At 42.2% G+C, this 14,156-nt stretch carries 12 protein-coding genes and 1 pseudogene; 4 read left to right on the forward strand and 9 right to left on the reverse strand.

The window, feature by feature from the left end; translation table 11 throughout:
• The first annotated feature begins 780 nt into the window (after nt 1-780).
• Nucleotides 781-1,002 carry a hypothetical protein gene (locus V7L12_RS24800; RefSeq protein WP_335088389.1) on the forward strand — a complete coding sequence of 74 codons (222 nt, stop codon included), beginning with the start codon at nt 781-783 and terminating at the stop codon, nt 1,000-1,002.
• A 23-nt stretch (nt 1,003-1,025) separates the two neighbouring features.
• Here the strand turns inward: V7L12_RS24800 and V7L12_RS24805 are convergent, their stop codons facing one another.
• Both V7L12_RS24805 and V7L12_RS24810 read right to left on the reverse strand, forming a co-directional pair.
• Complete coding sequence (locus V7L12_RS24805; RefSeq protein ID WP_335088391.1) at nt 1,026-1,520, reverse strand: hypothetical protein; 495 nt, start codon at nt 1,518-1,520, stop codon at nt 1,026-1,028.
• Nucleotides 1,521-1,876: 356 nt separating this feature from the next.
• Nucleotides 1,877-2,977 (reverse strand): D-alanine--D-alanine ligase family protein, encoded by a 1,101-nt coding sequence (locus V7L12_RS24810; RefSeq protein ID WP_335088393.1) that lies wholly within the window; start codon nt 2,975-2,977, stop codon nt 1,877-1,879.
• A gap of 316 nt (nt 2,978-3,293) precedes the next feature.
• Here V7L12_RS24810 and V7L12_RS24815 point away from each other — a divergent pair, with 316 nt between their 5' ends.
• Nucleotides 3,294-4,985, forward strand: coding sequence for an NAD-binding protein (locus tag V7L12_RS24815; RefSeq protein WP_335088395.1), 1,692 nt, complete (start codon nt 3,294-3,296; stop codon nt 4,983-4,985).
• A 257-nt stretch (nt 4,986-5,242) separates the two neighbouring features.
• Here the strand turns inward: V7L12_RS24815 and def are convergent, their stop codons facing one another.
• Both def and V7L12_RS24825 read right to left on the reverse strand, forming a co-directional pair.
• Nucleotides 5,243-5,773 carry a peptide deformylase gene (gene def, locus V7L12_RS24820; protein WP_335088397.1) on the reverse strand — a complete coding sequence of 177 codons (531 nt, stop codon included), beginning with the start codon at nt 5,771-5,773 and terminating at the stop codon, nt 5,243-5,245.
• Nucleotides 5,774-5,925: 152 nt separating this feature from the next.
• Nucleotides 5,926-7,170: an HhoA/HhoB/HtrA family serine endopeptidase gene (locus V7L12_RS24825; protein WP_335088399.1), complete on the reverse strand. Its 1,245-nt coding sequence runs from the start codon at nt 7,168-7,170 to the stop codon at nt 5,926-5,928.
• A 164-nt stretch (nt 7,171-7,334) separates the two neighbouring features.
• Here V7L12_RS24825 and dnaA point away from each other — a divergent pair, with 164 nt between their 5' ends.
• A complete protein-coding gene (dnaA, locus tag V7L12_RS24830; RefSeq protein WP_335088401.1) occupies nt 7,335-8,717 on the forward strand; it encodes a chromosomal replication initiator protein DnaA in 1,383 nt (460 codons plus the stop codon).
• Between the two features lie 274 nt (nt 8,718-8,991).
• Here dnaA and V7L12_RS24835 read toward each other — a convergent pair whose 3' ends face one another.
• The 5 genes and pseudogenes from V7L12_RS24835 to V7L12_RS24855 form a co-directional block, all read right to left on the reverse strand.
• Nucleotides 8,992-9,231 carry a hypothetical protein gene (locus V7L12_RS24835; RefSeq protein WP_335088403.1) on the reverse strand — a complete coding sequence of 80 codons (240 nt, stop codon included), beginning with the start codon at nt 9,229-9,231 and terminating at the stop codon, nt 8,992-8,994.
• Between the two features lie 388 nt (nt 9,232-9,619).
• Nucleotides 9,620-9,802: pseudogene (locus V7L12_RS24840) on the reverse strand (diversity-generating retroelement protein Avd); the annotation flags it as partial.
• 102 nt (nt 9,803-9,904) lie between these two features.
• The gene (locus V7L12_RS24845) at nt 9,905-10,657 is read right to left on the reverse strand and encodes a formylglycine-generating enzyme family protein (protein ID WP_335088405.1); all 753 of its coding nucleotides are present in this window, start codon (nt 10,655-10,657) and stop codon (nt 9,905-9,907) included.
• Nucleotides 10,658-10,807: 150 nt separating this feature from the next.
• Nucleotides 10,808-11,545 (reverse strand): toll/interleukin-1 receptor domain-containing protein, encoded by a 738-nt coding sequence (locus V7L12_RS24850; RefSeq protein ID WP_335088407.1) that lies wholly within the window; start codon nt 11,543-11,545, stop codon nt 10,808-10,810.
• A 335-nt stretch (nt 11,546-11,880) separates the two neighbouring features.
• A complete protein-coding gene (locus V7L12_RS24855; RefSeq protein WP_335088409.1) occupies nt 11,881-12,321 on the reverse strand; it encodes a hypothetical protein in 441 nt (146 codons plus the stop codon).
• Between the two features lie 584 nt (nt 12,322-12,905).
• On the opposite strand from V7L12_RS24855, the gene dnaN reads away from it, so the two are divergent.
• The gene (gene dnaN / locus V7L12_RS24860; RefSeq protein WP_335088411.1) at nt 12,906-14,069 is read left to right on the forward strand and encodes a DNA polymerase III subunit beta; all 1,164 of its coding nucleotides are present in this window, start codon (nt 12,906-12,908) and stop codon (nt 14,067-14,069) included.
• The last annotated feature ends 87 nt before the right edge of the window (nt 14,070-14,156 follow it).

Raw genomic sequence — 14,156 nt, forward strand, 5'->3', positions numbered from 1 at the left:
CAGAATTCAGTAATCTTTTAGTAGGGGTTTTAAATTCGGTGATTCAGATGCTCTCTACGTTCGTGCAGCGTGTCGCAGACAAACGCTGCGCGTAGCTTGCTTTTGGGCAGGAGTGCTACTGTTGCGCTATTATATACCAGTCGCACAAAATTCATTCTGAATTCTGACTCCTGACTCCTGACTCCTGAATTCTGTTTCGATAAAAAGAGAGTAGGAGGAAGCATATCAGTCAGCTTTCAAACTCCCACTCTACCATTTGCTGCTGAAGTGAACAGGAATGTATACAGACGTTACCCGCTATTTGGGGGCTAATGCGTAGTTCAACAACAACGCCTGCACGCATTTAATATTCCTGTTGCAGCAAATGCCAAACCTGATTATTGAATTTATTTACTGAGATAAATACTCTGCAAATAATTGTTAGAGATAACTTTTGGTTTTTGTAAATCACTTAGTAAATAGTGTTTTCCAAAAAGAATTTGCTTAAGTGGTAGTCCCTGATAATCAAACCCTTGAAGTCGTTTATCTTCATACAATTTAACTTGAATAATCAAAAGCTGGTTGCCATTTTGGCAAGTTTTTAAATATTCCTAATTGCTCATATCTAACTTTTTAAAAGCAGTTAAACCGCTATATAGCAAATAAATTATTCGTACATATAGCAGTTCTCGTTTAAGTAGAGGCACGGCATTCCCATTGGTGTCAACTTAACGTGAAAGCCAACCTAGAACCAGCTTTTAGATATTGTCTCGTTATCTCGTTCCCAGTCGGAGACTGGGAATGCCTAATGGGAGGCAGAGCCTCCCAAACTCGCGGCAGAGCCGCCAGGAGCAGCATTTCCAGCCAGAGGCTGGAAACGAGATTTTGGGCATACCGTGCCCCTACACCTTGCGATATAACGTCGTACCGCATCTGAATGGAAAACGCTATAACAAGATTCCCGACTTCTTAGAGAAAATCGGGAATCTAAGCCAAGCTAATTGGCAAAAAGTGTTAATTTAACGGAGTTTTACTTTACAGTAGTATTAATACTGACGTAAAATAGCAGACAATGAACTATTTTTACGAAGATCCATCAAGTCTGCTAAAGGTTCTGTGCGCGTATCCAGGTGATGCTTGTGTTCGGCTGGTAGAACAGTTACTAGATGCTTTGTTTTCGGTTGCATCTGCATAAGGGGCATTAGTTGTGGCTGTGGTACAAAAATTGGCTGACTCTTGGGAAGATGTGGTTCCAATTTTTGGTAATGCTTCTGTGCCAAGCGTACCTGATGGCGATTAACCTGTTTTTGAACTTTTTGCGGTTGCTTTGTGCGGTTAAGCACTCGGAAAATCAGTAAAGAACCACCACCACAGCTGAGAACGATCGCAGCCACCATCCATAAAGGTGTAGGATTGCTATTCTCAGAAGGCGAACTGATTGGTTCTTCAACTATAACTGGGATTTTTTCTGGTTCTTCTTGTGGCACGTGGCCAGCATTACCTAAGCTATATAAGGCAAAGGCACCACCTCCCATAAACATGGCTAAACACCCGGTTAACAATAGCCAAGGATGATGTGCAACCAGATATATCAGAACATTCGAGCTGTTTCTTAGTCTCGATTTCCTGTTTGTCAGCTCTGGAGTAGCCCTTTTTAATTGGGTTCGCTCGCGCTGTACACTCTGACTTTTTTCCATGATTATTTTCAGATTTGTACCCCTCTAGTCAATAAATTGTACTTGAGGAGTCAAGCATCAGGTATCCGTAACAAAGTTCAGATTTTAGTAGCTTTTTTGTAAAACATAAGTTACCAAATCTGGTTAAATTTTGCCAAAGTTCTGTATTTATTGTGACTTTTCGCCGTAATAATCTGAAATCAGTTCGCTTATTTCCTCTGTCAGCTAGGAGAATGTCTTTCAAGAGCAAGTTGAATTAACCGATCGACTAATTCTGGAAAGGAGACTCCACTATGGGCCCAAAGTTGGGGATACATACTTGTCGCAGTAAAGCCTGGTAAGGTATTGATTTCGTTGATAAAAACTTCTTGTGTCGCTTCCACGTAGAAAAAATCTACCCTTGCTAACCCCGCAGCGTCAATAGCGGCAAAAGCTTGCAAAGCCATATCCTGAATTTGACGAGCGATCGCATCTGGAAGCTGTGCAGGTATCAGTAAATCTGCCCGGCCTTCAGTATATTTAGTATCATAATCATAAAAATCGCTGTCATAAGTAATCTCTCCAATGACAGAGGCTTGGGGTTGATAGTTACCTAAAACGGCACACTCGACTTCTCTAGCGACGACTCCAGCTTCTACAACTAGTCGGCGGTCATAACTGGCAGCACTATCTAAAGCGGCTTCTAATTCTGGGCGCGATCGCACTTTGGCAATACCCACTGATGAACCCAAATTAGCAGGTTTAACAAAAGCAGGATAACCTAATGTTGCCTCAATTTCATCACACAGTTTCGGAAATACGCACGGATTAGACCAAACCTGCGCTCTAGTTACCGCCTTGTATTTTACCTGTGGTAGTCCCGCTTGCTCAAAAGCCATTTTCATGGCAATTTTATCCATTCCCATTGCCGAACCTAACACCCCAGAACCGACAAAGGGGACTTGCATCAAGGTGAGTAACCCTTGAATTGTCCCATCTTCACCGTTGGGGCCGTGGAGAATGGGAAACCAAACATCCACTTGGGCAACTTGAGAGGGAGATTGCCACTTGCTCAGGGTTTGGGCTTGAGGGTTGGATGTCAGATTTCCCTCAGAAGTTGATTCTTCCGATTCCAGCAGCGGACTGCCGGTTGCTAAAACCTTTTCGGGTACTTCTCCTGCTAACCAGCGGCCATCTTTTTGGATGTAAAAAGGCAGTATTTCGTACTTATTAGCATTTTCCTCTGCACTTAAGGCTTTAGCGATCGCCCGTACTGATTTGATCGAAACTTCATGTTCTCCCGAACGACCGCCAAACAGTAACCCCACCCGCAGCTTAGTCATTTTCGGCTCCTCCACACTCCTAAAGCAGATAGCGTATCACAACCTACAAAAATTGCCATATTTTTCTATATTATTTTATATCCCCATCTGAAACTCTTTGCTCTACGAGACGCTCTTGCTAGCTTGCTTCCCTGTAAGGGTACAATTTTGAATTTTGAATTTTGAATTTTGAATTTTGAATTTTGAATTGTTATTGCCCCCTGCCCCCAATTGAAACAATCGTGTTGTCAGTTACAGTTATATTCCAGAAAAGTGGGCAAGATTATTAATAACTAACTAGAAATGCAGCCTGACCTGTAAAAGATGCTGCCGTTTCATGAAACCCAGAATTATTGTTTGTGGCTTAGGACTTACCGGATATAAAATCTTTCGTCTGCTGAGACACCAGGGAGCCTTCGTTGTTGGCATTCATCACCAATCTATCCCTGGCGAAACAGCAGGAGATGTGATTGTTGGAGATTTACAAGCAGCTTCTACCCTGACAGCAGCAGGAATTCAACAGGCACACACTTTAGTAATCTCTGGATCTAAAGATGCTCTGAATTTGTCTATTATGATGCAAGCGCGGGTGCTGAATCCCCAGATTCGGATTATCAACCGTTTTTATAATACAAACTTAGGAGAGCGCCTAGATCAAAGTTTGCCAGACCATTTGAGTATGAGTGTTGTGGGATTAGCAGCACCCGTATTCACCTTTGCAGCGCTGGGAAACCGAGCGATCGGACAAATCAAATTATTTCAGCAAACTTGGCCGATTCACGAAGAATACATTGATGAAAACCACTTCTGGAAGGGTCGAAAGCTAAGTGAATTGTGGGAAGACCGATCGCGGATGTTGATTTATTACTTGCCAGTAAAAGGTGAGATGGATTTGGTGTCAGCTGTGATATCTGGACAAGAGATAAGAGTGGGCGATCGCTTAATTATTGGTACCCAACCCCGCATCCGTTCTCCTCGGAGATCGTTGATTAAAAAACTGCTGAAAGTCCTGACTAATCTTAGGCTGTTTCAGCAACACGGGCGATCGGTACTGGTGGGTGCTATTGTACTATTGGCGGTTATTCTGATTGCTACATTCACCTATATGTCGGCTGAGTTGAGTTTGTCTCCTGTCGATGCTCTATATTTTTCTGTAGGCATGATTACTGGAGCGGGTGGTAATGACAAAGTAGTAGAAAATGCTCCTAAAAGTATTAAGTTATTTACCGTTGTGATGATGCTGATTGGAGCAGTGGTGATTGGTATTTGGTATGCCATGCTCACAGATTTTGTCTTGGGAAGCCGCTTTAAGCAATTTTGGGATGCAGCCCGAATTCCCCAGCGATATCACTACATTGTCTGTGGCTTGAGTGGTATTGGGGTGAGAATTGTCCAGCAACTCCACGCCAGCGGATATGAAGTTGTAGTAGTTGAACCCGACTCCAACAACAAATATATCAACACCGCCCGTGAACTAGGTATCCCTGTCATTCAGGGAGATGCCAGCTTCCGCACAATACTCAAAGCTAGCAATATAGAGTCTGCCACCGCAGTGCTTGCTGTTACTAACAATGATGCTACCAATCTGGAAATTGCCCTCAAAGCCAAAGGTTTAACACCCAGCATTCCAGTGATTGTTAATTATGCCGATCCTGATTTTGCTGGCATAGCGCAACAGCTATTTGGCTTCGAGGCCGTACTGAGTCCGGCTGAACTGGCAGCCCCAGCTTTTGCTGCCGCGGCACTAGGGGGACGCATCCTCGGCAATGGCATCACAGCCGATAGTCTTTGGGTAGCTTTTGCGACTGTGATTACAGCTTCACATGCCTTTTGCGGGCAGTGGGTAAAAGATGTAGCTATGTCCACTGATTGTGTACCTTTGTACGTAGAAATAAACCACCAAAGCCTTCATGGGTGGGATTTATTAGACACTAAACTCAGTGTTGGTGATGTTTTATATATGACAATGCCAACAACGCGGCTATATCAATTATGGCGGGACGAGCAAGTTTGTGAATCACACGCTTAAATAATTCGTAATTCGTAATTACAGCAGTTTTCATGTATTTGAACCACATCTGTTGTAGGGGCGCAAGGCCTTGCGCCCCTACCGCGTGGTCTATTTACCTAAAAATAGCTGTAATACACTAGACCTCTTGCATAAATCAAAAATAAAGAACCCCACCCCGCATTTGAGTAAAGCAAACGCTCCCCTCCCCAAAGCATCGCGGAGGGGTGTTAGGGACTTTTGCAAGAGGTCTGCTACTTCCCACCCCCCACGCCCATTTATTTGTTAACTACTCGTTGTTGATATTCTTGCTCAGTAATCATATCAAGAGTGTTCTCTAGACGATCGACAAATACGATACCGTCGAGATGATCGTACTCGTGTTGAAAAATCCGAGCGATAAAATCGGTTAATTCTTGTTTTTGTAAGTTGCCTTCAGAGTCAGTGTATTCTACTTCAATAGATTTATAGCGAGGAACTAACCCCCTAATTCCTGGAACACTTAAACAACCTTCCCAATCTTTGACAACTTCAGTTGAATGAGCAATGATTTTGGGATTAATCATGGCAGTAGGTTCCATTTCCGGGGCGTTGGGATACCTGGCGTTAGGATGGGAAGCCACAATAAATAAACGATAAGATTGTGCTACTTGAGGCGCAGCAATTCCCACACCGTTAGCCTTGGCAACAGTGGCGATTAAATCTTCAATTAATTTTTGGATTTGCTCATCTTGAATATTCTCAACCCAAGCAGCTTTTTGGCGCAATGTTGGATTGCCTAATTGAATTATTGGGGCTAATTCAGTCATGATAAAACTCCTTTTAGGAATGGGGAATTGGGGAGCCAGTGCGTTGGGCGGGCAATGCCCGACTTGTTCGCGTAGCGTCTCCCCTTGGGAGAAGCAACTGGCGTCATTGGGCATTGGACATTGGGCATTGGACTAATGACTAATGACAAACATCATCCTTCACGTCTTACAGGCAAAGGAGCAGGTTGAACTCCTACTTGGACAATTTGCCCATTGCGTTCCACTTCTATTGGTAACTTTGTACCGATTTTGCTTTTTTCTACTAGCTTTTGTACTTCTTCAATTTTAGTAACAGGCTGGCTGTTAATGCTTTTAATCACATCACCGACTCGTAGACCAGCTACAGATGCAGGCGATCGCGGCACAATCTCAACCAGCAAAACGCCCTCATCTGCTGTAAGATTTAAGCGATCGCCAGCGACATTTTTGATTCTTTCTTTATTTTCTGGTGTCAATGTCACCATCTGAACACCCAAATAAGGATGATCTACCTTGCCTTTAGCAATTAATTCTTGGGCAATCCTTTGCACGGTGTTAATGGGTATAGCAAATCCCAAACCTTGAGCGCCTCGGATAATCGCTGTATTCATCGCAATCACTTGACCACGAGCATTGAGCAATGGCCCACCAGAATTACCAGGGTTAATTGCAGCATCCGTTTGGATGTAATCAACCCGCTTGTCACTAGCACCGATATCGCTACTAGAACGACCTGTAGCACTAATAATTCCAGAAGTGACGGTATTATTCAAGCCTAATGGATTACCAATGGCAATTACAGCCTCTCCTGGTTGCAAGGCATCGGAGTTACCCACAGATAGAGTTGGCAGATTGTTGGCATTAATTTTGATCGTTGCCACATCTGTTACTCGGTCTTCACCCAAAACTTTCCCATCAAAAGTCCGGCCATCTTTGAGTATAACAGTCACTCTATCAGCACCATCTACCACATGGGCATTGGTAACAATTTGACCAGAAGAATTAATAATAAATCCAGAGCCACTACCGCGCTCTACGCGTTGTCTAGGCTGTGGGGTTCCCTCTCCAAAAAACCGCCGGAAAAATGGATCGTTGTTAAATTCGTCTGGTACGCGAGAAGTGATTGTTCGGGAAGAATCAATACGAACTACCGCAGGCCCCACCTGTTGCACTACTTTCACCACAAAATTAGGATCAGCAGACGAAGAAAAAATTGGCGGGGGGACAATTATCTGATTAGGTTCTGTTGTTTTTTGGGCTTGAGTATCGCTTTGCTGAGTATCAAAGGTCTTAGCAGGTAGAAGAGAGCAGCTCCCCAAGAACACCACTGCTACCCCGTATGAGAGCATCCACAACCTATGGGGTAAGCCCCTAATTTCAATCTTTTTGGGCGCTGAGTGATGGTTTGTTATCTTCATGTGTCGTTGCTTCTCCGTGTCAGTCAGTGGGTGTTAGGATCTTGCCTACCGGGTATATCCCAAAACGATTACAACTTAAAAGCTTATTTTAGGTCTAGAGTGTCTCAATGCTAAATTAGTGCTTTCTCTTCTATTGTGACGATTAGCAGCAAAGGTGGTGGATAATGGAAATTCCCATAGAAAATCTGTGGAGTCAGGTACTAGAGCGCCTAAAGCTTGAACTATCCCGACCTACCTTTGAAACTTGGATCAAAACTGCTAGTGCAGAGCGATTAGAAAATAATTGCTTGGTTATCCGTACTCCTAACCCATTTGCTCGTAATTGGTTACAGAAGTATTACATAAATACCATTGCTCATGTAGTACAAGATATTCTCGGTCATCCTGTGGGAATTTACATTACCGTTGCTCAAGGTGATGAAGTTTCTCATTTTAGTGAACGAGAGGTTGCTTGGGAATCATCAAATTCCAGCAGTATTTCTGAAGCTGTTGTTAATCATAATCATCAAACTACTGACTTAAACTCTAAATATGTCTTTTCACGATTTGTAGTTGGTGCTAACAATCGCATGGCTCACGCTGCTTCTTTGGCAGTTGCAGAATCTCCAGGTAAAGAGTTTAATCCTTTATTTTTATGCGGTGGTGTCGGCTTGGGTAAAACTCATCTTATGCAGGCTATTGGTCATTATCGCTATGCAATTTGTCCTAATTGTAAAATATTTTATGTTTCTACTGAGCAGTTTACTAATGATTTAATTACAGCGATTCGTAAGGATAGTATGCAAAGTTTCCGAGAGCATTACCGAGCCGCTGATCTTTTATTAGTTGATGATATTCAGTTTCTTGAAGGCAAGGAATATACCCAAGAGGAATTCTTTTATACTTTTAATACTCTACATGAAGCTGGTAAACAAGTTGTCATTGCTTCTGACCGTCCTCCTAACCAAATTTCTAGCTTACAAGAACGTCTTTGTTCTCGGTTTTCTATGGGGTTAATTGCAGATATCCAAAAGCCAGATTTAGAAACGAGAATGGCAATTTTGCAGAAAAAGGCCGAGGATGAAAATATTAGTCTTCCCCGCGACGTGATTGAGTATATTGCTTCTAACTATACTTCTAATATTCGAGAATTAGAAGGAGCTTTAATTCGGGCGGTGGCTTATATTTCTATTTGGGGATTACCGATGACTGTGGAAAATATTACGCCAGTTTTAGAACCGCCTAACGAAAAAATGGCAGCTACCCCAGAAGCAATTTTAAAGGTTGTGGCGGATAATTTTGATGTTTCAATAGATGACCTCAAAAGTAACTCACGACGAAGAGAGATTAGCTGGGCGCGTCAATTAGGAATGTATCTCATGCGCCAACACACGGCCTTGAGTTTGCCGAGAATTGGTGAGGAGTTTGGTGGTAAAGACCATACAACGGTAATCTATAGTTGCGATAAAATTACTCAACTCCAGGAGAGCGATCGCACTTTAGCACAAACAATCCGCCAACTGAGCGATCGCATCAATATGACTAGCCGTTCTCAAAAACCATCCTGAAGATGTATTGTAAGTTTTCCACAAGCAGCAGTCTGAATTATGAGCCTTAACAGCGGAATAATTAGTCAAAAATATTAAGTAACGTATAAAAATTGATTAAATTTAACTTAGATTGTGCAAAAAACTGGGGAAAACTTGATATTCTACAGTCAAAACTTAATTAAGTATAATTACCTTGTGGAAAAACTCAAGTACTTTTCCACAAGTTTTCCACAAGGTAAACTTGCCTAACCATATATGATTTCAACAAAAATTGTGGCAAGTTTTCCGCAATTTACTGGCATCCTTTTCGATGCTCATCTCCTTCTTGTCGAGTCCGCGAAACCCATTCCTGAGCATCTTCACCCAATAGCGGATAGGATACCATACCCTTTAAATCGCTCCACTTGCGTTTTGGTTGTGCTTGAATGATATGTTTCTTCATACGCTCCACCAAATGCCCCATTACCGTCAATTGCTCCTCTGGAGTTAATTGCTCAATCTCGCTTAAAATTTTTTCAAGTGATGAACTCATCAACTTAACTCTTATCAACTGCTGTAAATTTTAGCGTCTTTAACTCTTGGATATATCCCATCAAGGGTTGCAAGCACATAACTCTTTTCAGACTAACTCAAAATAGGTCAGCAAGCATGTCAGTAATAGTAGCTTGAAACTCTTGTTTTTTGTGGTTATCGTCGTACTTCAGAACAGTATTAATATTGGCGTGCCTACTCAAAAAACTTGCTATTCAACGCTTCTAAGAGGATGTTTGAAAAATCCTGTTGTTGGTAACAAAAAGTTTTAGATTCCCTTAAATCCCCCTTAAAAAGGGGGTCTTTGATTCCGGTTCCCCCCTTTTTTAAGGGGGGTTAGGGGGGATCTAAAAGTGCCTAAAGTCACAGCGAAACACTTTTCAAACAACCTCTAACTGAGCTAATTTTTGCTTTGCATACCGTGCTACAATCAAACCATCTAATAGCTCATATAATTCTGTAATTATCCGATTTCCCAACAAAAATTTATGATCTCTAGGTAAACGATTTAAAATTGGTACATACCACTTGATTAAATCATAAGTTTTCTGTATTATCGGTAAATCACTTATTCAAAATTTAGCTAAAAAAATTTTATCGCGCAGAGCACGAGACAGAGAAGAAGGGAAAAGAAAAAAGCGAAGAGTGCAAAAGGGCAAGAGTGTAAAGGGATACTAAGTCCTGAGGGGAGCCGCAACCACAACCCGAAAACCCACGTCGTTGCCCCTAACGTCACGCGCGATCATGCTGCGAAAGGCCGAGCGGCAGCTCCTCGGATTGTGGTACCACGAACCACCACGCAGCAGCCGATCTTCATTATCACTTATCCAAGTGCTGCCCTCTGTTGGCGCTCCGTTATAATTTTTGTGCCAAGCATCCTGACACCATTCCCATATATTACCATGCATATCAAATAAAGCAAAGGGGTTTGGTGGAAATTTACCGACATCTGTTGTTTGCTCACGAAATTCACCTTTGGGCCCTTGACCATAATTACCTCGATACAATGTCCCTTGATAATTCCAATCTGTCCCCCGATAATTAGCTAAATCAGTCGTAATCGTCTCACCAAAATAAAATGGGATGGTAGTTCCTGCACGACAGGCATATTCCCACTCGGCCTCACTAGGCAAGCGATAGGTTTTCTCAGTCTTGTTAGATAATCTGGCACAAAACTCAATTGCATCATCCCAAGAAACACACTCAACAGGTCGATTAGCACCTTTGAAGTCCGAGGGGTCGGGATTTAAATCAATATTTACCTTTTCCAGAGCAGCTACAACTGCCCATTGGCTTTGTGTAACTGGGAATTTACCCATGAAAAAAGGTTGAACGATAACACTGTGCTGTGGACTTTCAGAATTGCGTCGTTCTAGCTCATTCTCTGGGGAACCCATCAAGAATTTACCGCCAGGAATTGCAACCATTTCCAGAACTACACCATTGCCCAAATTTTCTGTAAAAAGCTTTGCTTCCTGTTCTTGCAGAAGTTTTTCTGCTTGCCGTTTTTGATACTCTACTTCTTGCTCTTTCTCTAAGCGAACTGCATCTTCATCTCTAAGTCCATAGTATTGTTGTCATTTCTTTAATTCATTTTTAGCTTTTTCATCCAATGGATATCCATGTCGATCTACAAAATCTGGCAAGAATAGCCTGTATTTGTCTATATTTTTCTTATATATACCGTAAGGCTCTAATGCTTTCTCTCTGATTGCACTGGCTTCTAAATCTGTTAATCCTAACTTTTCCTGTAAATCTTTCAATATTACCGATTCCACAAGAGAAATCTCGCCATCAGACGAAAATTCTTCAGCCTTCTGCCGATACTCAGCTATGGCGACTTCTCTGCTTGCCTGTTTTTGCTCACGCTCCTTAGTTAGCTGTTCAGCAGCAAATTTAATTCCCTCAGCTACATTCGTGAATGCATCGTCTTGATTATTCCAAGACTTAACAGGTTGGGCATTTTTGGGCAGAGCTTGTAATTTAGCAAATGGTGCAGATTGCCAAGAAACATTTCGCAAAATAATTGGAATGACGCAAGCCTCTCCAGCTTCGTGGCGTTTTATTGCTTTGGTAACTTCAACATCCCAGCAGTATTTAGAATATATAAAGTCTGAACTGACGAGCAATAAAATGATATCGGCTGTGTTCAAATTTTCATTAATCTGCTGATCCCATTCTCTTCCAGGTGGTATCTTGCGATCGTGCCAGGTTGAAATTACACCTTGCCGTTCCAACATAGTTAGGTGTTTAGCTAGTTCATCCTTCAGGGGTTCGTCGTTGTGAGAGTAGGAACAGAATACTTTAAGCGACACCAACGATACCTCTTGCGTCTTTAGGAGTAGGATAAATTAGGCTTTTCACAAATTATAGTATGTTTGCGTACTACACCGGGCGACTGGAAGTCACGGCTACACAGACTTGTGTTGAGCGGAGTCGAAATACAAAACCCGCCTACACGGGTTAAAAAGCTTTAATTTTTTCGCCTCGTTCCCAGCCTCCAGGCTGGGAATGTATTCCGAGAGGTTCTACCTCTCGTCAAGCCTACTGGAGGCGGAGCCTCCCAGAATGGTTTCCCAGCCTGGAGGCTGGGAACCAGTTATTTGTGTTGGTTCAGCTTAACTTAGTGCTGTTCCCTATTGGATTTTAGCTAACTGACGATCGCACCCGAAGCCCCATTCATAGATCCATTTGCAGAAGAAAGCTGAACAGAATCGGCTGCTAAAGAATTGGTGACTTTAGAATTGCCTACTACGCCTCGCTTCTTCTTAGTATTACCTCGTCTAGCACCACCGGCCATCTCGTATTCCTGGCTGATTTTACCGTAACGGCTGGCAACTCCTAGTAACATTTTTTCTGACATGGTTATTACAGCCTGTTCTGCGTTCTTTACATCATCTGTGAGTTTGTCAATGGTAGATAGCGCAGTGTTGTAGGCAGCAAGCTTAGACCGGAGATCGTTAATTGTCATGTTATAAGCTTGTATAGTCAGTCCTCCGCCAAAGTCAAGTTCTACGCTGATAGATTGTAAACTTTCAATCCGGCGATCGGCTCGTTCTAAAACGCTGGAATTTCTTTTACGACGTGCCATAATGCATCTCTGCCACTAGGTTAATAGTACTGTTTTATACAAAAATATATTTTATGTCATGGGGAAATACTACAAATAAGTTACGTAGGTGTAGCCCATATTAGACATCGCATCTCCCAAAGCTTAGTTAATTTCACCTAAATTATTTTTAGATTTCAGGTAGTAAATCAATTCATAAGCTCATTACAACAAATGCTGCAATGATTTAAGCGTTTTTTATACATGGAAGAACATTTGTTGCAAAGTATTAAACATTTGCTGCAACTGCTTATATATTTCTGGGAAATGCTTAAGCCTTTCTTATATATGGAAGAATATTTGTTGCAAAGTATTAAGCGTTTGCTGCAACTGCTTATATATTTCTTGGAAATGCTTAAGCCTTTCTTATACATGGAAGAACATTTGTTGCAAAGGTTTAAATTTTCACAGCCTGAACCGTAGGAGCGTAGGCGTAGCCCGTCGTAGACATCGCTTTTAGCTGTTGTCTAACAATAGAATCTTCCCTTCAACCCTGTTAACGTGATAAATGAAGTCCTGTTGGTATTAAGGATGTTAGGATATCTTTCACCAGCTGAATCTGACTTATGAAATTAGTTTGCTCCCAAAGCGATCTCAGTACAAACCTCTCACTTGTTAGTCGTGCAGTACCTTCACGACCAACTCATCCAGTACTTGCCAATGTGCTGCTCCAAGCGGATGCTGAAACTAACCAAGTCAGCTTAACAGCCTTTGATCTCAGCTTAGGAATCCGCACCAGCTTTAACGCAGAGGTATGGGAAAGTGGTGCGATCGCACTTCCTGCTAAATTACTTGTAGACATCACTTCTCGTCTTCCAGAAGGCGAAATCACTCTAGATGATGAATCAGCCCTCACAGGTGCAACATCTGGTGGAGAAGGTTTAATAGTCACACTCACACCCAAGAGCGGACATTATCAAGTCCGAGCAATGGGACCGGAAGAATTTCCCGAACTACCTGTAATTGAAAATACAGAAGTAATCCATCTCACCACCACCGCATTAATTGAGGGATTACGCGGTTCATTATTTGCTACCAGTGCTGATGAAACCAAGCAAGTACTCACAGGAGTGCATTTAACAGTTAAACAAGACACTCTAGAATTTGCAGCTACCGACGGACATCGCCTAGCAGTAGTAGAAACTAGCAACGAGCGTCCTTTAGGCGGAACTAGTCAACTAGAAGTGACAGTACCAGCTAGAGCATTACGCGAACTCCAAAGAATGCTAGCTCATAGCGCCTCATCAGATGAACCTGTAGCTTTATATTTCGATCAAGGTCAAGTTGTGTTTGCATGGCAAAATCAACGCTTGACCAGTCGCACATTAGAAGGGCAATATCCTGCTTATCGACAATTGATTCCGCGTCAATTTGAGCGACAAGTCACAATTGAACGGCGACAATTTGTCAGCACTTTGGAGCGGATTGCTGTGTTAGCAGATCAGAAAAACAATATTGTCAAGCTTAGTATTGATAGCCAAGCTCAAGAAATTACCTTATCTTGTGAAGCTCAAGATGTGGGCAGTGGTAGAGAGTCGATGCCAGCACAAATTTCTGGGGAAAATATTGAGATTGCTTTTAACATTAAATATTTGATGGAAGGCTTAAAAGAGTTACCATCTTCCGAAATTCAAATGCATTTAAATCAAAGCCTAACTCCAGTGATTTTTACACCATTGGGTAGTTTGAAAATGACCTATTTAGCGATGCCTGTGCAACTTAGAAGTTAAAAAGAATTGTAGGTTGGCGATTTGCAGCATAGCATAGATGTGCTATCCTACAGCGTATTTTTGTTTTCACAGCAGATATGCATATAT

Source organism: Nostoc sp. (assembly GCF_036918245.1).
Taxonomy (GTDB): Bacteria; Cyanobacteriota; Cyanobacteriia; order Cyanobacteriales; family Nostocaceae; genus Nostoc.

Coding starts and splice junctions, on each gene's coding strand:
- V7L12_RS24800 (WP_335088389.1), top strand. CDS start 781: ATGCCTAATGGGAGGCAGAGCCTCCCAAACTCGCGGCAGAGCCGCCAG.
- dnaA (WP_335088401.1), top strand. CDS start 7,335: ATGGAAATTCCCATAGAAAATCTGTGGAGTCAGGTACTAGAGCGCCTA.
- V7L12_RS24805 (WP_335088391.1), bottom strand. CDS start 1,520: ATGTTTATGGGAGGTGGTGCCTTTGCCTTATATAGCTTAGGTAATGCT.
- V7L12_RS24815 (WP_335088395.1), top strand. CDS start 3,294: ATGAAACCCAGAATTATTGTTTGTGGCTTAGGACTTACCGGATATAAA.
- def (WP_335088397.1), bottom strand. CDS start 5,773: ATGACTGAATTAGCCCCAATAATTCAATTAGGCAATCCAACATTGCGC.
- V7L12_RS24835 (WP_335088403.1), bottom strand. CDS start 9,231: ATGAGTTCATCACTTGAAAAAATTTTAAGCGAGATTGAGCAATTAACT.
- V7L12_RS24845 (WP_335088405.1), bottom strand. CDS start 10,657: ATGGTTGCAATTCCTGGCGGTAAATTCTTGATGGGTTCCCCAGAGAAT.
- dnaN (WP_335088411.1), top strand. CDS start 12,906: ATGAAATTAGTTTGCTCCCAAAGCGATCTCAGTACAAACCTCTCACTT.
- V7L12_RS24825 (WP_335088399.1), bottom strand. CDS start 7,170: ATGAAGATAACAAACCATCACTCAGCGCCCAAAAAGATTGAAATTAGG.
- V7L12_RS24810 (WP_335088393.1), bottom strand. CDS start 2,977: ATGACTAAGCTGCGGGTGGGGTTACTGTTTGGCGGTCGTTCGGGAGAA.
- V7L12_RS24855 (WP_335088409.1), bottom strand. CDS start 12,321: ATGGCACGTCGTAAAAGAAATTCCAGCGTTTTAGAACGAGCCGATCGC.